This is a genomic window from Bacillus cereus group sp. MYBK95-2 (genome assembly GCF_051915225.1).
In the GTDB taxonomy this organism is placed as follows: Bacteria; Bacillota; Bacilli; order Bacillales; family Bacillaceae_G; genus Bacillus_A; species Bacillus_A cereus.
Window position 1 is genome coordinate 914,496 of record NZ_JBQAEH010000001.1, and the last position, 19,803, is coordinate 934,298.

Here is a 19,803-nt window from a genome sequence, read left to right on the forward strand (position 1 = left end):
AAACTACAGCTTTTGGTGCCAAAAAGAAGATAAGTAGAATCCTCTACTTATCTTCTTTACCCCGCTATTTGTGGGCAGTAAGACCTCCACCTCAAAACTCAGCTGAAGCAAAGAAGTTAGATGGGAGCCCTGGTGCCCGTAAACGTCCAATTAGTGAAGGCTAATCATCAGCGGGGAATGTTTACTTTATCCGTTCCCTTGCTGGGCAGCTTGTAATTGTGACAGGAAATATTCTATATTGCTAACGAGCCAATGCGATTGTTGCAAACTCTTTACTCCGCGCAGTTCATTTTCCTCGTTACGATTATCTCTTCTTTTCTTATAAGACTGGATTTGCCGAATAAATTGCGATGGATACGTCATATACGCAAACATAAGTAGTTGCTCTTCTTTCGTAAAAGGGAAATTTTTTTGATACATTTGAAACCATTCAAACCGATCACTTCTTGCGATTGGATATGTGTTTAAAGACCGTGAATAAAAACCTACTATATCTTGCACAGGCGTTGCAAACTTCGATTTTTCTAAACTAATAAAATAGCCATTCCGTTCATAGTCAAATAAAAAATGATTCAGTGACACATTACCATGCACAAAAGTAATACGCGTTTTCTCCTTTTCTTTCATCGCATCGTTCCACTCATTTAATTGCTTCGTTGCAAATTCACGCGCTCTCATTACATGATGATAGTACGTACAATATTGCAATTCAAACGGGGACATATACCATTTTGATTCAGATTCTACGAGAAACTCTTCTAACATCTCACCATCATTTTCCCAACGATCGGATATACTTGTATAATGTTTTTCTAAATCTTCTTCCGTATACGTTTCTTCCTTCACAGTTTTTTGATGCAACGTTCCAAGTGTCTGAAACATTTTATGGTATTGATCATTGTCCTCACCGTTTCCTTCTGCACGTTCTAACCAAGGCATTAAATAATAATTATACGTCCCGTCACTTAAAATATAACTTCCATCCGTCGCATGATATATAGGTACATAATTTGAAAAACCTTTCTCCTTCAAATATTGAATATGATGCAGAAAGTTATTCCGCTCTAACTTTCTGCCTTCTATTTTCTTGAGTGCATATGGACCTTGATTCGTATAAATTTTCATTACATTTCCGTGCTCTTCCATATGCTGCGTATCTAATCTATATTGCCTCACGATAGGTTCATAGTGATTTCGCAACTCAATATCCATACGAATAACCCTTTCTATTCAAAACATAGCCTCTAAGAAAGGAAGTGAGTGAAAACACTCACTTCCTTATTTCACCTTTACCCTTGAAACGGGAATATAAATAATTTGCCCCGTATTTAAAAATATATCTTCTGTTTGATTGACACGGTATAAATTTTGTACAGACGTTTCATAACGGTCTGCAATAGATTCAATTGTATCCCCTTCTTGCACGAAATACATTCTTAACTTTGTAAATTCTTCTTCCGGTTCTTTCGTAAATAGTTTTGTTAAATAAAGCGCATTTTCATCTCGCTGTGAGTACTCTTCTTCTTGTTCTTCCTGCTTTTTCGCTTTTTCTTTCTTGAAATCTTTTCGTCCGAACAGTTCAAATTGCGGCGTTGTTTCTTGCTCCTCTTCACGTTCCACAAATTCATGTTCTTCTATTTTCTCTTCTTCTAATTCCTGCTCTTTTCTTTCCTCTAATTGGAACGGTTCAAATGCGTAATCTTCCCACTCATCTGATTCCTTATATGCTGGTTCTTCTACATGCGGCGCCGGTCTATTTTCATCCTCTTGCGCTGAATCTTCTTCTAACTCAGCATACACCGTTTCTTCCTCTTCAACTTCATCCTCGCTTCTCTCTTCATCACACAAACCGGTAATAGATATATCCGCTAATAATTGTAAGCAACCATTTTCCTTTAATTCATAATCAAATTCCTCGATTGATACATATAGCTCTTCAATTACTTTCACTCGATTTCTCGGAATTGATATTTCAAGTGGAAAGGAATGAACAAGTTCATTAACCCCATCTTCTCTTGTTTCTACATAATCAATTGACTTTGCTGGCGATAGTTCTCTTAATGAATACGCGGAATCATCTTTTCGTGCAACATACTCTCCCGTTAAATCTAATTGTCCTCTCACGATTACTTCATGATCAAGCTCTTCTATCTCAACGTCTGGATCTAACGAAATTGACAAAAGTTCTTCGACTTCCTGTCCTTTTTGGAACCACACAGATTCTTTTAATGAAAATCGTAATGAATGATCTGCAGCCACTTCTTTTCCCCCTCCCAAACTATATGTCATTACAGATTTATGTGTGGGAAGCTTACTTTATGAATAAAAAAAATCGCTCCCCTTATGGAGAGCGATTTTCTCTAATACACTACGCTTTTAATTTTGACATTGCAATTTCAGCTGCTGCAATCGTCGCTTCAATATCTGCATCACTATGTGCTGTCGATAAGAATAAACCTTCGAATTGAGATGGTGGTAAGAATACACCTTGTTCTACCATTTCACGGTAGTAAGCCGCAAAGAATTCTAAGTTTGAAGATTTTGCTGCATCGTAATTAATAACGGGTTCATCTGTAAAGAAAATACCAATCATAGAGCCTGCACGGTTAATATGATGCGGAATGCCATGTTTTTCAGCTGCTTTACGTAATCCAGCTTCTAACATTTCAGCTTTACGCTCAAATTCTACATATGATTCTGGCGTTAACTGTACTAACGTTTCATAACCTGCCGCCATTGCAAGTGGATTACCTGATAAAGTACCAGCTTGGTAAATCGGTCCGCTTGGCGCAACTTGGCGCATAATTTCCGCTTTACCACCGTATGCTCCTACCGGTAAACCACCACCGATTACTTTACCTAGGCATGTTAAATCAGGCGTTACGCCATAATAACCTTGGCCACAATTATAAGCTACTCGGAACCCTGTCATTACTTCATCAAAAATAAGCAATGCACCGTTTTGTTCTGTTACTTCACGAAGACCTTCTAAAAATCCAGGCTGCGGAGGAACAACCCCCATATTTCCTGCTACTGGTTCTACAATTACACAAGCAATATCATCACCGAATTGTTCAAACGCGTATTTTACGCTTTCTAAATCGTTATAAGCTACTGTAATCGTATTTTTCGCTACACCTTCTGGTACACCAGGACTATCTGGTAAACCTAAAGTCGCCACACCAGAACCAGCTTTAATTAATAACGAATCACCATGACCGTGGTAACAACCAATAAATTTCAAGATTTTATTACGACCTGTATAACCACGAGCTAAACGTAGTGCACTCATTGTTGCTTCCGTTCCAGAGTTAACCATACGCACAATCTCAATTGATGGCACGCGCTCAATAACAAGTTTTGCTAATTTATTTTCAATTTCTGTTGGTGCACCGAAGCTTGTACCTCTTTCAGCAACAGATTTTAACGCTTCTACAACACGATCATTTGCATGACCATGAATTAAAGGACCCCATGATAATACGTAGTCGATGTATTCATTCCCATCGATATCATATACTTTAGAGCCTTTTCCACGCTCCATAAACAACGGATTCATCCCAACAGACTTAAAGGCACGAACCGGGCTATTTACGCCACCAGGCATTAAGTCTTGCGCCTCTTCAAACGCTGCAATTGACTTATCAAACTTTTTCATTATTTAGCGCCTCCTTCTTGTAACCATCTTGCTGCATCTTTTGCATGATACGTAATAATTAAATCTGCCCCTGCACGTTTCATACTAATTAATTTTTCAAGAACAACTTCTTTTTCATTAATCCAACCATTTTGCGCTGCCGCTTTAATCATCGAATATTCACCACTTACATTATAAGCGACAACTGGTAAATTAAAGTTATTTTTCACATCACGAACGATATCTAAGTAAGAAAGAGCTGGTTTTACGATTAAGAAATCTGCACCTTCCATTACATCTGATTCTGCTTCACGGAATGCTTCCATACGGTTTGCCGGATCCATTTGATATGTTTTACGGTCACCAAATTGCGGTGCACCGTGCGCAGCATCACGGAATGGTCCATAAAATGCTGATGAATATTTCACAGCGTACGACATAACTGGCACGTGTCCAAAACCATTTTCGTCTAATGCATGACGAATTGCTGTTACGAAGCCGTCCATCATGTTTGATGGCGCAATAATATCCGCTCCTGCTTTCGCTTGACTTACAGCTGTTTTCGCAAGAACTGCAAGAGACTCGTCATTTAAAATAATCCCATCTTCAATTACACCGCAATGACCATGGCTTGTAAATTGACATAAACATGTATCTGCAACTACTACTAGCTCAGGGAAATCACCTTTAATTTGCTGAATAGCACGTTGTACAATTCCATGATCACAATATGCTGATGATCCAACTTCATCCTTTTCAGCAGGTAAACCAAATACAATAACAGAACGAATACCTAAATCAACAACTTCTTGCATTTCAGCTTGCAATAAATCTAAAGACATTTGATATACGCCCGGCATAGAAGGAACTTCATTACGAACATTTTCACCTTCTAATACAAAAATAGGGTAAATAAAATCTTCCGTATGTAAAAACGTTTCACGCACAAGTGCACGCATGCCCCCGCTTTGTCTTAAACGACGATGACGATTAAATTGTAAAGAGTTCATAGATTTCTATCCCCATTCTTTCATTTTATAGATTCACAAACATATTGTAGTAATGCTTCTACAGTGTACTCTTTCGGCACAATAACAGACGGAAAATAAAGACTTGCCTCTTTTTCCGTAATAGGTCCTATACAAGCAATTGTACATTTTTTTGTCCATTCTCTCCAGTTTGTACCCTCAAGTAAACGAACAAAACTAGTAACAGTTGAAGGGCTCGTAAATGTAATAATGTCTACTTTCCCTAACTTCAATGCTGCTATAAGTTCTTGCTTTTTTTCTATATTCACTTTCGTACCGTATACGATTAGCTCATCTAGAGAAACACCAATTTCCCGAAGTGCAACCGGAATTACCTCTCTTGCTAAATTCCCTTTCGGAAATAAAATACGTTCGTTTCCACTTAATTCTTTTAGAAACTCTTCTGCAAATGCTTCTGCAACAAATGAAGTCGGAACAAAATGAACTTGATAGCCCCTTTTTTCTAACTCTAATTTTGTTTTCACACCTACCGCAGCGATTCTAATGGTTAGCGGTAGTTTCTTTTTTAAACTATCTAGAAAAAAAGCTACACCATTTCTGCTCGTAAAAATAACCCAGTCGTATGAATGTAGCTGTTCTTCAATATGTTGAATTTGCCTATGAGACATACCTTCCATACGCAAAAGCGGAATTTCCAATGGAATTCCGCTCTTTTCTTTCACTGCTACACTCATTTGTTTCGCTTGATGCTGGGCACGTGTAATCAATACCGTTTTTCCAGCGAGAGCGTTCATATTTATTGTTGCTCCTTATTTGCAGCAAGAATGAGTTCTTTGGCGCCTTGTTTAATTAAACGGTCCGCGGCCTCTAACCCTACTTCCTCAGGATTAGTACCCACTACTGTCTCTTTTAATAAAACAGAGCCATCCATAGAGCCGACAAGAGCTGTTAATTCGATTGTATCGTTTTCTGTAAGGGTTGCATATCCAGCAATTGGAACTTGGCATCCACCTTCAAGTTTATGAAGAAATACTCGCTCCGCTGCCACTGTTCTTTCTGTTATCGTATCATTAATATGCGCTAACAACTGCAATAAATCCTTATCATCCTCACGACACTCAATCGCTAATGCACCTTGTCCTACAGCAGGTACACATAACGTCTCATCTAAATGTTCTGTAATAACTTCATTATCCCAGCCCATTCTTTGTAATCCTGCTGTCGCTAAAATAATTGCATCGTAATCTTCTTCTTTTAATTTACGTAAACGTGTATCGATATTTCCGCGAATCCACTTCACTTGTAAGTCTGGTCTCGCAGCGAGTAGCTGTGCACTACGTCTTAAACTACTCGTACCTAAAATAGCGCCTTCTGCTAACTCTTTAAACGACGCTCCGCTTTTTGAGATAAAAGCATCACGAGGGTCAACACGCTTTGGTGTACAACCGATCATTAATCCTTCTGGAAGTACGGCCGGCATATCTTTCATACTATGTACAGCCATATCAATTTCTTTCGTAAGTAGCGCATGTTCAATCTCTTTCACAAACAAGCCTTTTCCGCCTACTTTTGAAAGAGTAACATCTAAAATAACATCACCTTTTGTGACAATTTCTTTCACTTCAAATTCATATGGTAGACCTAAGGCTTTTAACTGATCAATAAACCAGTTTGTTTGCGTTAATGCTAGTTTACTCTTTCGTGATCCTACAATAATTTTGCGCATAATTCTCTCTCCTCATTATAAATACCAAAAGTGGAAATTGGACAAACTGCTTAATAGAAAAATGTTTACTAGCATTACGAGAAACGATCCGATATTCCACTGTACAATTTTCTTACCTTGCAACACATCTGCCGCTCGTAAATATAAACCTGTGCAATACACAAATAGAACGACAAAAGATCCGATTACTTTCGTATCATACCAATGGAAATTATCCAATTTTGTATATCCCCATATACATCCTAATAAAATTGCTAGTAAGAAAAATGGAACAGAAAATAAATTTAATCCGTAAGACATAGATTCTAGCTTCGGTAAATTCCCTAACCTTCTTAATCTCGCATTCCATTTTTTCTTTTTTAATAGGCGATATTGCAATAAATACATAATAGAAAAAATGAACGATACAGTAAACGTTGCGTAAGAAATAATTGCCATACCGACATGCACGTATACAAGTTCTGAAACTAATTGTTCCGCAAGTACTGGCGACATCTTTCCGAGCGGTGTAAAAATAGAAAAAGCGCTTACGCCAAATGCTACAACATTTGTAAAAAAGACTAAAAAGTCAATTCTCATAAATCGATTAATAACTAACGACATCGTAATCAATAACCAAACATAAAAATAAATCCCTGATAATAAAGTTAAAATAGGATTCGTTTCTGAATCTGTAGCTCTAAGCAACATAAAAATAGACTGCAGGACCCATACAATCGCAAGTAACCAAAAAGCAAATCGGTTCGCCTTTCGGTTACTTTGGAAATAATCTATAAAATATAAACTAATGCTACAAGCATATAAAATAATTGCAATATGATAAATAATACTGTTATTTAAAAAACTCATCCGATCATCCTTCCAAATTATAAAGATGGAACGGATGGTGTCCACACTCTTTTATGTTCTACTTCTTCCGCACGACTCTCTACTTCTTCCGTTTCTAAATCAAAAATCTTTGCAAATAACGCTAATTTTTCGCTCGCTCCCTCTTCAGCAGCTATTTCTTTCGCTACTAAAATTGGGTCTTTTAATAATTGATTAATAATACTTTTCGTATGCTTACTAATAACTTTTTTCTCACGATCACTAAGGTTTGGTATTTTTCGCTCTAGGCTTACCATCGTTTCACTTTGGATTGCAAGTGCCTTATCACGAAGAGCTGATATTAATGGAACAACACCAAGTGTACTTAACCACGTTTTAAACAGAACAATTTCCTCTTCAATCATAAATTGAATTTTCTCTGCCTCTTTCAAACGCTCAGCACGGTTTGCCTCCACTACTCCTTGTAAATCATCAATATCATACAAGAAAGAACCTTCTAGCTCATCAATCGCTGGATCAATATCACGCGGCACTGCAATGTCAACCATAAATAATGGACGACCAGAGCGCATTTTCTCCACCTTTGTCATCATCTCTTTCGTAATGACATACTCAGATGCACCAGTTGAACTAATTAAAATATCTGCTTCTAATAATGCACATTGTAATTCGCTTAACGATTTTGCATGTCCCATATATTTCTCAGCCATTACTTCTGCTTTCGAAAGCGTCCTATTCATAACTGTTACTTTACGAGCACCACTTCCATATAAGTTTTGTAGTGCAAGTTCGCCCATTTTACCAGCACCAAGAATAAGCACATGACAATCTGTTAACTCGCCAAATATTTTCTTTCCAAGCTCAACAGCAGCATAACTAACAGACATTGCACTTTCCCCGATTGTTGTTTCTGAGTGGGCACGTTTTGCTAATGTAATGACTTGCTTAAACAATTCATTAAAAATTGTGCCTGTTGCTTTAACTTGTTGCGCTTCTAAAAAGCTATCTTTTATTTGACCTAAAATCTGCGTTTCTCCGACTACCATTGAATCTAAACCGCACGTTACGCGGAATAAATGATCTATTGCGCCATCTTGTTCAAAAATAGTTAAATATGGCGCGACTTCTTCTATTTCAAGCTGAAACCAATCAGCTAAAAACTTCTTAATATAATACCGTCCCGTGTGTAATTGATCGACAACAGCATAAATCTCAGTGCGATTACAAGTTGACACAATGACATTCTCTAACACGCTCTTTTGATTTTGTAATGTAGTCATCGCTCGCTCTAGTTCTGCTGCCTGAAATGTGAGTTTCTCACGAAATTCTACAGGGGCTGTTCGATAATTTACACTAACAACAAGAATATGCACGCAGCATGTCCCCCTTCACCCGTTTTATCACTTTATCTACTATCATAATACAACTTTCCTCTTATGAATCTGACAATCGTGTGAACAACCGATTATTTTTTAATTATTCTCCGTATGTAATAAAGGAGATTCAGTAACACTAATAAAAAAAATCCTACTTTATAATGATTATAAATTAATAACTCTATTTGTACGTTACCAAAAAAAGCCCTCATAATCAAGTGATGGAAACTATTCCATATAAATTATAACATCATCTTCCCTATCTTCTTTCATCATGAAGGAAAATATGTATGATTGTTCCAAAATGTAACAAAGACTTTCTCAATACAATGTATTTGACATTGCATTTCTTTTTCGTTATATTAGTTTTACAAAATTAAATTGTGCACAACTTAATTAGAAGGGAGTTATTTATGACAGAAGACTCTTTGCATCTAGATAACCAACTTTGTTTTTCTATTTACGCCTGCTCTAGAGAGGTTACTCGTTTTTATCGACCTTATTTAGAAGAAATGGGTATTACGTATCCCCAGTACATTACTTTACTCGTACTATGGGAGCAAGATGGACTAACAGTAAAAGAAATTGGAGAACGTCTATTTTTAGATTCTGGTACGTTAACACCTATGTTAAAACGTATGGAATCATTAAAACTTGTAAAACGTGTTCGTTCCAAAGAAGACGAGCGAAAAGTTTGTATTGAATTAACAGAACAGGGCAAAGATTTAAAGGAAAAGGCTTGTTCATTACCGACAACGATGGCTACAAACTTAGGAATTACAGAGCAAGAATATCGCTCTTTATTAATTCAACTAAATAAACTGATTGACACAATGAAAACAATTAATGATGGAAAAGGGGAATAAATATGGATAAATTATATACTGCTTCAGTAACAGCAACAGGTGGAAGAAATGGGAAAGTAGTTTCAGATGATGGCATATTAAATCTTGATGTAAAAATGCCGAAAGCACTAGGTGGTGCAGGCGGAGAAGCAACAAATCCAGAACAACTATTTGCAGCTGGTTATGCAGCTTGTTTCGATAGTGCATTACAACTTGTCATTCGTACAAAACGTGTGAAAGTAGAAAGTACAGAAGTAACTGCTCACGTTTCTATCGGAAAAGATACAGATGGTGGTTTCGGCCTATCTGCTGTACTTGATGTACATGTGGCTGGCGTTTCACATAGCGAAGCACAAGAACTTGTAGAAGCGGCTCACGGTGTATGTCCTTACTCGAAAGCAACAAGAGGAAATATTGAAGTTACATTAAACGTACGCTAAAAAATTTAGCAAAACAAAAACGCGCGACATTCGTCACGCGTTTTTTGTTTTTGTAAATTTATGAATTGCTTTCCACGCTTCTTCTTTTCCAAGTCCTGTTTCAGAAGAGAATAGAACAATTTCATCGCCAATTTCAACAGCAAGCGTTTCTTTTACAACTTTTAAATGCTTTTGCCATTTCCCTTTCGGAATTTTATCGGCTTTCGTCGCAATAATAATTGTTGGGATTTCATAATGCTTTAAGAAATCATACATCATCACGTCATCACTTGTTGGTTGGTGACGTAAATCAACTACTAATACAGCTGCGTCTAATTGTTCACGCGTTGTAAAGTACGTTTCAATCATTTTCCCCCATGCAGCGCGCTCCGATTTAGATACTTTCGCATATCCATAACCTGGAACGTCAACAAAGTGCATCATCTCATTGATTAAGAAAAAGTTCAGCGTTTGCGTTTTTCCTGGTTTAGAAGAAATACGTACTAACTTTTTACGATTTAAAATTTTATTAATAAAGGAAGACTTCCCCACATTTGAACGACCTGCTAATGCAATTTCTGGTAAATCACTGTCTGGATATTGTTCTGGTTTAACAGCACTAATTACAATATCTGCTTTTGTTACTTTCATTGTTTCACTCCTACTAATGCGTGCTCCAATACTTCATCTAAATGAGATGCAAGCACAAACGTAAGGTTTTCTTTTACGCTCTCTGGAATATCATCTAAATCTTTCTCGTTTTCTGCTGGCAAAATAATTTTTGTTAAGCCTGCGCGGTGAGCACTTAATGTTTTTTCTTTTAAACCACCAATTGGTAATACACGACCACGAAGTGTAATTTCACCTGTCATACCGACTTCTTTACTTACAGGAATACCTGTTAGCGCAGAAATAAGTGCCGTTGCCATCGTAATACCTGCTGACGGTCCGTCTTTTGGAACTGCTCCTTCTGGAACGTGAATATGAATATCATTTTTCTCATGGAAATTCGGATCGATCTGAAGCTCTTCTGCACGAGAACGTATATAACTAAACGCAGCTTGTGCTGATTCTTTCATAACATCCCCAAGTTTCCCTGTTAAAATTAGTTTCCCTTTTCCTGGCGCTACAGAAACTTCAATGGCAAGTGTATCGCCGCCTGCTGCTGTGTAAGCTAGACCTGTTGCCATACCAACTTGGTCTGTTTTTTCAGCTTGCCCATAACGGAATATGTGCTTACCAAGTAAATCAACAATCTTTTTCTCTGTCACAACGATACGTTTACGTTCTGCTGTAACGATAATCTTCGCTACTTTACGGCAAACTTTTGCAATTTGGCGCTCTAGCGTACGAACACCAGCCTCACGTGTATAATAACGAATAATCTCAAGCAGCGCTTCATCACGCACTTGTAAATTACCTTTTCGTAAGCCATGTTCTTTTAATTGTTTCGGCAATAAATGCTCACGAGCAATGTGTACTTTTTCAAGTTCTGTATAGCCAGCAATCGAAATGATTTCCATACGGTCAAGTAATGGACCTGGAATACTTGAAAGTGTATTAGCAGTTGCTACAAACATAACTTTTGATAGATCATATGGTTCTTCAATGTAATGATCACTGAAGTTATGGTTTTGTTCTGGATCTAATACTTCAAGTAATGCCGCTGATGGATCTCCACGGAAATCGTTAGACATTTTATCAATCTCATCTAATAAGAAGACTGGATTAACTGTTTTCGCCTTTTTCATACCTTGAATAATGCGTCCTGGCATTGCTCCAACATATGTACGGCGGTGACCACGAATTTCAGATTCATCACGCACACCACCAAGAGATACACGGACGAAGTTACGATTCAATGATGTTGCAATTGAACGCGCTAACGAAGTTTTGCCGACCCCAGGAGGGCCTACTAAACAAAGGATAGGTCCTTTTAATGAATTCGTTAACTTCTGTACAGCTAAATATTCAAGTACACGCTCTTTCACTTTTTCAAGACCGTAATGATCGTTATTTAAAATCTCTTCCGAATGAGCAAGATCAATTATATCTTCTGTTGCCTCTGTCCACGGAAGCGCTAATAACCAATCAATATAATTGCGAATAACACCACTCTCCGCAGAACTTGCTGGTAACTTTTCATAACGATCTAATTCTTTCAGCGCAGCCTTCATTGTTTCTTCCGGCATTCCTGACTGTTCAATTTTCTCACGAAGTTCTTCTACTTCTCCGCCCTTGCCTTCTTTGTCGCCAAGTTCAGTTTGAATCGCCTTCATTTGCTCACGTAAGAAATATTCTTTTTGCGTGCGCTCCATGGAACGTTTCACTTTTTGCCCAATTTTCTTTTCTAGGCTAAGTAACTCTTGTTCATCTTGAATAATTGAAATAAGTGTTTGTAATCGTTCTTTTACAGATACAATCTCTAGAATCTCTTGTTTCTGCTTCGTTTTAATCGGCAAGTGAGAAGCAATTAGATCAGCTAATCTCCCTGGTTCTTCCACATCAGCTACCGTTGCAAATGTTTCATTTGAAACTTTTTTCGAAACTTTAATATATTGTTCGAAATGCTCCAGTAACGTACGCATAAGAGCTTTCTCTTCTAAATCATCTTCTACTTCTTCAGTTACCGTTTTAATCGACACTTGTACTACATTTTCTTCTTCGATAAACTCTATTACTTCTGCTCTATGTAAACCTTCCACAAGGACACGAAGCGTACCGTTCGGCAATTTTAACATTTGCTTCACTTTCGCCACCGTACCTACACTATATATGTCATCTTCTTTCGGATCATCGATATTCATTTCTTTTTGCATTGCTAAAAAGATGATATTTTCATCCATTGCCGCCTGCTCTAGTGCTTGTATCGATTTATCACGTCCTACATCAAGATGCAAAACCATCGTTGGATATACGAGAACGCCTCTTAATGGTAGGAGGGGCACGATTCTTTCGTTCGTATTCATACTAGACATAGCACCTCCATAATAAATTAAACTCCTGTTCAACTATTTTATATTACAATACACCTAGATGCAATTGCTGAGATTCCGCGCAATTGTAAATAGCTTGTTTTTCTACCTCACGAAAAGAAAAAAGACTCCGATTAAGCATACAAACTTAAACGAAGTCTGGCAAATTTTATTATTGTTTATTTTCACATAGATTGTGCATCAGTTTCGTCTACCTTAGTATGTACATCTAGCTCTCTATGCATATTTTCTTGCATAAACGTTAACTCAAATACTTCTTTTAACTTACGGACAGGAATAATTTCAATTCCCTTGATCGTATACAAAAATGGTTGCATATTTTCAGCAGGAATAATGACTTTCTTAGCTCCCGCTTTTTTCGCAGCTTTTATTTTTGCGTACACGCCACCAATAGGTTTTACTTCTCCGTGTATACTTATTTCCCCTGTCATCGCTACTTCATTATTTACATACGTGCGGTGCACCGCAGAATATACACCTGTTGCCATAGCGATTCCTGCAGAAGGGCCATCAATCGGGATACCACCTGGAAAATTAATATGTATATCATATCCTTCTGGCAACACATCTAAAGAACGAAGTACTGTTAATACATTATCAACAGAGCCTTTCGCCATACTTTTACGACGAATCGATTTCGTTTGACTACCAATACTTTCTTCTTCCACAATTCCGGTAACATTTACCGATCCTTTATCTTTCGCCTTGATTGCTGTTACTTCAATTTCTAATAACGCACCTGTATTTGGTCCGTATACAGCAAGACCATTTACAAGACCAATCCTTGGAATCGGATAAATGCGCTTTTCATATTTCGGTGTAAGCTGACTTGAGTGAACAACCCACTCTATATCTTCATCCTTAATGAAAGAACGTTCTTCATTTATCGCCATACCAGCAGAGATTTGCACGAGATTAATCGCTTCTCGTCCATTCCTTGCATACATCCCGATCATTTCAATACCATTTTCACCTATTTGCATTTCCACTTTTTCCGCGGCATTTTTCGCTACTTTTTGAATTTCTTCCGTATCTAATTCACGGAAAAATACTTCTAAGCAACGTGACCGAATAGCAGGAGGAATTTCCTCTGGCGAACGTGTCGTTGCTCCAACTAAGCGAAAATCTGCCGGTAAGCCTTTTTGGAAAATATCATGTATATATGTTGGGATCATCGTATTTTCTTCACTATAGTACGCACTTTCTAAAAATACTTTTCGATCTTCTAACACCTTTAACATTTTGTTCATTTGAATCGGATGGAGCTCGCCAATCTCATCAATAAACAAAATACCACCATGTGCATCTGTTACAGCACCTTTTTTCGGTTGCGGAATACCTGCTTGCCCCATCGCCCCAGCACCTTGATAAATCGGATCATGCACCGAACCTATTAAAGGGTCTGCGATACCACGTTCATCAAACCGAGCTGTTGTCGCATCAAGTTCAATAAATGTTGCATTCGTACGAAATGGAGATTTAGGATTTCGTTTCGCTTCTTCTAATACAAGACGTGCTGCCGCTGTTTTCCCAACACCTGGCGGGCCATATATGATTACATGTTGCGGATTCGGACCACAAAGAGCCGCTTTTAACGACTTAATTCCGTCCTCTTGCCCTACAATATCTAAAAAGGTTGTAGGACGCACCTTTTCTGCTAGCGGCTCTGTTAAAGAAATCTCACGCATTTTACGAAGCTGTTCTAATTCTTTTTTCGATTCTCGATCAATTGAAACTTTTTGTGTTCGTTGATTTCGAAGTAAATGCCAGAAATACAATCCGACAATTACACCAAAAACAAGTTGAACAACTAAAAATATATTTGTCCAGCTCATTATTTATTTCCTCCCGCAATATTTTATCTCTTAGTATTTCCGCGGAGGAACGTAGCTAAACATAAAGAAAAACAGCAATTATAAAAATTGCTGTTTCCCTTTCGCATTATGCAGATGTTTTTGTATCAAGTACAGTACCGTCTTGTAACACCAATTTTGGCGGCTCATTATCAGCTACTGTTTCTTTTGTAAGAATACACTTCTCGATATCTTTACGAGATGGAAGTTCGAACATTACATCAAGCATTAAGCCTTCAATAATAGAACGAAGTCCACGAGCACCCGTTTTACGTTCAATTGCTTTTTTCGCAATTTCGATTAGTGCACCTTCTTCAAACTCTAACTCAACATCGTCAAGCTCCAATAATTTTTGGAATTGCTTAACAAGTGCATTTTTCGGTTTCGTTAAAATATCAACAAGAGCATCTTCATCAAGTGGCTCTAGGTTCGCAATAACTGGAAGACGACCGATAAACTCTGGAATTAAACCAAATCTTAAAAGATCCTCTGGTAATACGTGAGATAAAACATGCTTCTCATTCACATCAGCATTTTTCTTCTCAGAACCAAATCCAATTACTTTTTCACCAAGGCGACGTTTAATAATCGGCTCAATGCCATCAAACGCTCCACCACAAATGAATAAGATGTTCGTTGTATCAATTTGAATAAACTCTTGGTGCGGATGCTTACGACCACCTTGAGGTGGAACGCTTGCTACAGTACCTTCTAAAATTTTCAGAAGTGCCTGCTGCACACCTTCACCAGATACATCACGTGTAATTGATGGATTTTCGGACTTACGTGCCACTTTATCAATCTCATCAATATAAATAATTCCTTTTTCCGCTTTCTCTACATCATAATCAGCTGCTTGAATTAATTTTAGTAAGATATTTTCTACATCTTCCCCAACATATCCAGCTTCTGTTAAAGATGTTGCGTCCGCGATTGCAAATGGAACATTTAAAATACGCGCTAACGTTTGTGCAAGTAATGTTTTACCACTACCTGTTGGCCCGATAAGTGCGATATTACTCTTCGCTAATTCTACATCATCAATTTTGCTGTTAGAATTAATGCGTTTGTAATGGTTATATACCGCTACCGCTAGTGCTTTTTTCGCGCTATCTTGCCCGATGACATACTCATCTAAGATTTCACGAATTTCTACCGGTTTCGGTACATCTTTGAATTCTACTTCTTCGTCCTTCGCAAGCTCCTCTTGTACAATTTCAGTACAAAGTTCGATGCACTCATCACAAATGTAAACACCTGGACCTGCCACTAACTTTCGAACTTGCGTTTGTGTTTTACCACAGAAAGAACATTTTAATTGCCCTTTTTCATCATTAAATTTAAACATATTTTCACACCCCTTACAAAGTGCTAACCTCTTGCCTTCGTATGTACACGATAAATGTATCGTATGTAAATACATATTATGTCACTACGTGGCGAGAAATACAAATAATATGACTAGTTATGTACAAATAAAAAATTTTTAAAACTTTTGAAATATGTATATTCGACTTGTAAAGGAACTTTTCCTTCTCCATCGAAAAGTTTTATAAATATATTTCTATATTTATAAAACAAGGCACGATTTTAATCGTGCCTTGTTATTTTATTATGCAGCGTTTTCTACTAAGAAGTCTACAGCTTTACGCACTTTAAGATCTTCAGCTAAAGCGTCTACGCTTCCAAGAGCTTGCTTGATAGCGTCTACTGGCATACCGTACATTTCAGCCATTTTTTCAACTTCTGCAGTTACTTCTTCTTCAGTAACTTCGATGTTTTCAGCTTCAATGATAGCTTCAAGAACAAGATTGATTCTTACACGTTTTTGTGCATCTTCTTTCATTTGCTCTTTTAATTTGTCAGCATCAGTACCTGTGAATTGGTAGTAAAGCTCAAGGTTCATACCTTGTTGGCTTAAACGTTGCTCGAATTCACGAACCATACGATCTAACTCAGTGTTGATCATAGCTTCTGGAATTTCGATTTCAGCGTTAGCAGCAGCTAATTCTACTACTTCGTCACGTACTTTGTGCTCAGCTTCGTGCTTTTTGCCTTCTTCTAAGTTTGTGCGAAGTTTTGCTTTTAATTCATCAAGAGTTGCAACCGCTTCGTCTGCTTCTTTAGCGAACTCGTCGTTTAACTCAGGAAGTTCTTTTGTTTTGATTTCGTGAATTGTTACTTTGAATGTTGCTGGTTTGCCAGCTAATTCAGCAGCATGGTACTCTTCTGGGAATGATACTTCAACGTCTTTAGACTCACCAGATTTAAGACCGATTACTTGCTCTTCGAAACCTGGGATGAATGTACCAGAACCGATTGCTAGAGAGTAGTTTTCGCCTTTTCCGCCTTCAAATGCTTCGCCATCAACGAAACCTTCGAAGTCGATTACAGCTGTATCACCGTTTTCAACAGTTCCTTCTTCTTTAACAACTAGTTCAGCTTGACGTTCTTGTAAAGATTTTAATTCGTTCTCTACATCTTCGTCAGTTACAGTTGTTTCAACTTTTTCTACTGTTAAACCTTTGTACTCACCTAATTTAACTTCAGGTTTCACTGTAACTTTTGCAGTGAAGATAAGGTTAGCATTTTTTTCGAACTTCTCGATGTCGATTTCAGGATGATCAACTGGGAAGATACCAGCTTCTTCAATCGCTTCACCGTATGCTTTTGGTAAAATGATATCTAAAGCATCTTGGTATAAAGATTCAATACCAAAGCGTTGTTCGAATAATGGACGAGGCATTTTTCCTTTACGGAAACCTGGTACGTTAATTGTTTTTACTACTTTTTTGAACGCAGCGTCGATAGAGTTGTTTACTTCTTTAGCATCAACTTCGATTGTTAAAACGCCAACGTTACCTTCTAATTTTTCCCATTTTGTAGACATTTATTCTTTCCCTCCAACTATAATAATGTATGCACATACCTCTATAGATTAAGATCTTCATTATCTCTTTTTTGAAATAACAAATACACAAATAATCCTCTAGCAAAAGCTTTCAGATATAATGTTCCAATCTACTAATTGCCCAGAAGACAACTACGGTATATTTTGTTCGAGAATAATATGAAACATATTAAGTAAGAGAATTACACTTCTCTTCTCTTACAAACAGGCAGTTTTCTGCCTTTTGCAACCCTTACATTATAACATAGAATATGCTCGTTTCAAGAACTGAACGATTCTTTTTCATAATTATACGGGCAAATATCCTTCTCTTTCAACACGTAATAACCATTGATAGGCAATATGAAACTCTTCCAATTCGATATTGTATGCTGCCATAAGCTCTTCTTCATCAATAGCCAATCCGAAACGCTTTCTTCCAATTCTCTCTAAAACAGCTGACCAAATCTCTTCTTTATCCATTAATAGAGCAAATGGGAAAACACTAATTTGCAATTCTTTCCAATATGTAACCATTGCTTCAAATATATCGGGATAATTTTGCTCTAATCGACTTGATAATTTATGTATAATGTTATTGGATTGCTCCTCATTATGACCTGTAAATGCTGGAATTACCTTAATCGTATTCCCAAACTTTTCTACCTCTATTTCCTCTTCTACCTGACTTTCTATCATTTTATACAAAATAGAAGTTTTCAAATAGGGGTGTTGCTCTTCTTCTATTAAAAATTTCTTTAAAACAGGTAATGCAAGATCTAAGTCTTTTAACGAAAGTCGCTGAATCGCTCTTAGCTTCTGTCCAAAGTTTTCTCCAAAAATTTCATTAGTAAACTCATCCAACTCAAAATTTGAATCGACTAGCGATGCGTCTCCCTCATTGAGCATACCTTCTGCAAATAAAGCAAGTTGCGCTAATTTTTCCTTTTGATCAGGCATTATATCTTTCGTTTGTAAAACCTTTTCAACAGTTTCAATAACACCTTCATAATCATTTGTTTGAACTAAAATAGTCACGTACGTTTCAAGAATATCACCAAATAAGACAACTCCTGTTTTAAGCAACTGTTCACATTTGTCTTTCGCTTCTTCCATACGTTTTAATTCGAGTAAACAAATAACTGAAGCTAATTCCGTTTGTTCCGTTTCCGCATTATACTGACGTAATATTTCAAAGCAGCGCAATGCATCTTCGAACTTCCGCTCTTTCAGCGCTAAAAAACCTTCATCAATATAGCGCTCTGATAGTTGTGGAAACAATACGACCGTATTTTCTTTTTTATCCATACGTCCGCCTCTTTTTCTTGATTTTAATTATGTTCAAAGTAAATATATCAAATGCGTAATGAGAACACAACATCCCAAAACTATTTGTTTGAAATATAAAAATATTTAATTTTTACATTCCAATACGAATAAATCTCTACTAAAAATTAAAATTGTACAAATAAAAATCCCCAGCAACAAGCGCAGAGGATTCATCATTAATGGAAAGCTTTTATAATTGTGGGGTATATTACAAGGGTAATAATTTGGAGAACAATAATTGCCATAACAATCATGCTAAAATAGAAGATTGGTTTACTTCGCTTCATTAAAAACATAATAATAAGCATCGTACAAGCAAACAAACTTAAGAAGAACAAACTTGTTGTCGAACTAAGTATACCACTTGGGACAAAGAACAATAACACTACACTACAAGTACCTATAATTCCAAATAACCATTCCATTCATTCACTCATTCCCTTTCCCTCTCATGGCTGTTTTCTCTAAGCAATCAAATGTTTCACAACATCAACTACATACGTTAATTTCTCATATGCTACAAATCCAAAAGCAACCGTTAAGCCCGTTACAACTAATCCTTTCATCATTTCTGCCTCCTCGTTTTATCGTTGTTATCTTCATTATAAAAGATTAGCAATTTGTTACCATCGAACTACCTTACAGTTACCTTACAGAATTGTAAGATTTCAAAAGAGGATAGAAAAACACCTCACATAGCTTGAGGTGCTTTCACGGAATTTCTCTATAATCACTTGCAAAATTAACTTTTTTCTCTTGGTTATTTTTCGGAGAATCCAATCTTAAACTAATAGATTTACTAAATAATTTAGGATCAAAATAATTATTCATTACTTTTCTTAACTTACCTTCAGATATTTTCGTATTACAAGAAAACAAAGGATGAAAATCATGTTAATATATTTTTATACAATT

17 protein-coding genes are annotated in these 19,803 nt (G+C 36.9%); 2 read left to right on the top strand and 15 right to left on the bottom strand.

Annotated elements, in window-relative coordinates; translation table 11 throughout:
* Window positions 1-186 precede the first annotated feature (186 nt).
* The 8 genes from ysxE to hemA all read right to left on the bottom strand — a co-directional run bounded on the left by ysxE (window position 187) and on the right by hemA (window position 8,553).
* Complete coding sequence (gene ysxE, locus ACTFN4_RS04725; protein ID WP_000350658.1) at window positions 187-1,212, bottom strand: spore coat protein YsxE; 1,026 nt, start codon at window positions 1,210-1,212, stop codon at window positions 187-189.
* Window positions 1,213-1,278: 66 nt separating this feature from the next.
* Complete coding sequence (gene spoVID / locus ACTFN4_RS04730) at window positions 1,279-2,289, bottom strand: stage VI sporulation protein D (protein ID WP_439962101.1); 1,011 nt, start codon at window positions 2,287-2,289, stop codon at window positions 1,279-1,281.
* A gap of 79 nt (window positions 2,290-2,368) precedes the next feature.
* Window positions 2,369-3,658 (bottom strand): glutamate-1-semialdehyde 2,1-aminomutase, encoded by a 1,290-nt coding sequence (hemL, locus tag ACTFN4_RS04735; RefSeq protein ID WP_000712943.1) that lies wholly within the window; start codon window positions 3,656-3,658, stop codon window positions 2,369-2,371.
* Window positions 3,658-4,647: a porphobilinogen synthase gene (gene hemB / locus ACTFN4_RS04740; RefSeq protein WP_001087065.1), complete on the bottom strand. Its 990-nt coding sequence runs from the start codon at window positions 4,645-4,647 to the stop codon at window positions 3,658-3,660. Before hemB ends, hemL begins: the two co-directional genes overlap by 1 nt.
* 20 nt (window positions 4,648-4,667) lie before the next feature.
* Complete coding sequence (gene hemD / locus ACTFN4_RS04745; RefSeq protein ID WP_000992353.1) at window positions 4,668-5,420, bottom strand: uroporphyrinogen-III synthase; 753 nt, start codon at window positions 5,418-5,420, stop codon at window positions 4,668-4,670.
* A 2-nt stretch (window positions 5,421-5,422) separates the two neighbouring features.
* The gene (hemC, locus tag ACTFN4_RS04750) at window positions 5,423-6,352 is read right to left on the bottom strand and encodes a hydroxymethylbilane synthase (RefSeq protein ID WP_439962102.1); all 930 of its coding nucleotides are present in this window, start codon (window positions 6,350-6,352) and stop codon (window positions 5,423-5,425) included.
* 15 nt (window positions 6,353-6,367) lie between these two features.
* Entirely contained in the window at window positions 6,368-7,201 is an 834-nt protein-coding gene (locus tag ACTFN4_RS04755; RefSeq protein ID WP_000008991.1) for a cytochrome c biogenesis protein, read from the bottom strand.
* Between the two features lie 17 nt (window positions 7,202-7,218).
* Complete coding sequence (hemA, locus tag ACTFN4_RS04760) at window positions 7,219-8,553, bottom strand: glutamyl-tRNA reductase (protein WP_000547868.1); 1,335 nt, start codon at window positions 8,551-8,553, stop codon at window positions 7,219-7,221.
* Window positions 8,554-8,969: 416 nt separating this feature from the next.
* Between hemA and ACTFN4_RS04765 the strand changes: the two genes are divergently transcribed.
* A complete protein-coding gene (locus ACTFN4_RS04765; protein WP_000133916.1) occupies window positions 8,970-9,422 on the top strand; it encodes a MarR family winged helix-turn-helix transcriptional regulator in 453 nt (150 codons plus the stop codon).
* Window positions 9,423-9,424: 2 nt separating this feature from the next.
* Complete coding sequence (locus tag ACTFN4_RS04770; RefSeq protein ID WP_000359781.1) at window positions 9,425-9,841, top strand: organic hydroperoxide resistance protein; 417 nt, start codon at window positions 9,425-9,427, stop codon at window positions 9,839-9,841.
* Between the two features lie 33 nt (window positions 9,842-9,874).
* On the opposite strand, the gene ysxC is transcribed toward ACTFN4_RS04770, so the two are convergent.
* From ysxC to ACTFN4_RS04805, 7 genes are all read right to left on the bottom strand, one after another.
* Complete coding sequence (gene ysxC / locus ACTFN4_RS04775) at window positions 9,875-10,471, bottom strand: ribosome biogenesis GTP-binding protein YsxC (protein ID WP_000869116.1); 597 nt, start codon at window positions 10,469-10,471, stop codon at window positions 9,875-9,877.
* Window positions 10,468-12,798, bottom strand: coding sequence for an endopeptidase La (gene lon / locus ACTFN4_RS04780; protein WP_000097289.1), 2,331 nt, complete (start codon window positions 12,796-12,798; stop codon window positions 10,468-10,470). The genes ysxC and lon overlap by 4 nt, the downstream gene beginning before the upstream one ends.
* Window positions 12,799-12,980: 182 nt before the next feature.
* Window positions 12,981-14,651 (bottom strand): ATP-dependent protease LonB, encoded by a 1,671-nt coding sequence (lonB, locus tag ACTFN4_RS04785; RefSeq protein WP_000119176.1) that lies wholly within the window; start codon window positions 14,649-14,651, stop codon window positions 12,981-12,983.
* A 106-nt stretch (window positions 14,652-14,757) separates the two neighbouring features.
* Window positions 14,758-16,017 carry an ATP-dependent protease ATP-binding subunit ClpX gene (gene clpX, locus ACTFN4_RS04790; protein ID WP_000472289.1) on the bottom strand — a complete coding sequence of 420 codons (1,260 nt, stop codon included), beginning with the start codon at window positions 16,015-16,017 and terminating at the stop codon, window positions 14,758-14,760.
* A gap of 264 nt (window positions 16,018-16,281) precedes the next feature.
* The gene (gene tig / locus ACTFN4_RS04795; protein WP_033695596.1) at window positions 16,282-17,559 is read right to left on the bottom strand and encodes a trigger factor; all 1,278 of its coding nucleotides are present in this window, start codon (window positions 17,557-17,559) and stop codon (window positions 16,282-16,284) included.
* Window positions 17,560-17,868: 309 nt separating this feature from the next.
* Window positions 17,869-18,867, bottom strand: coding sequence for a hypothetical protein (locus tag ACTFN4_RS04800; RefSeq protein WP_000358277.1), 999 nt, complete (start codon window positions 18,865-18,867; stop codon window positions 17,869-17,871).
* A gap of 197 nt (window positions 18,868-19,064) precedes the next feature.
* Complete coding sequence (locus ACTFN4_RS04805; protein WP_001983650.1) at window positions 19,065-19,313, bottom strand: hypothetical protein; 249 nt, start codon at window positions 19,311-19,313, stop codon at window positions 19,065-19,067.
* Window positions 19,314-19,803: the final 490 nt, after the last annotated feature.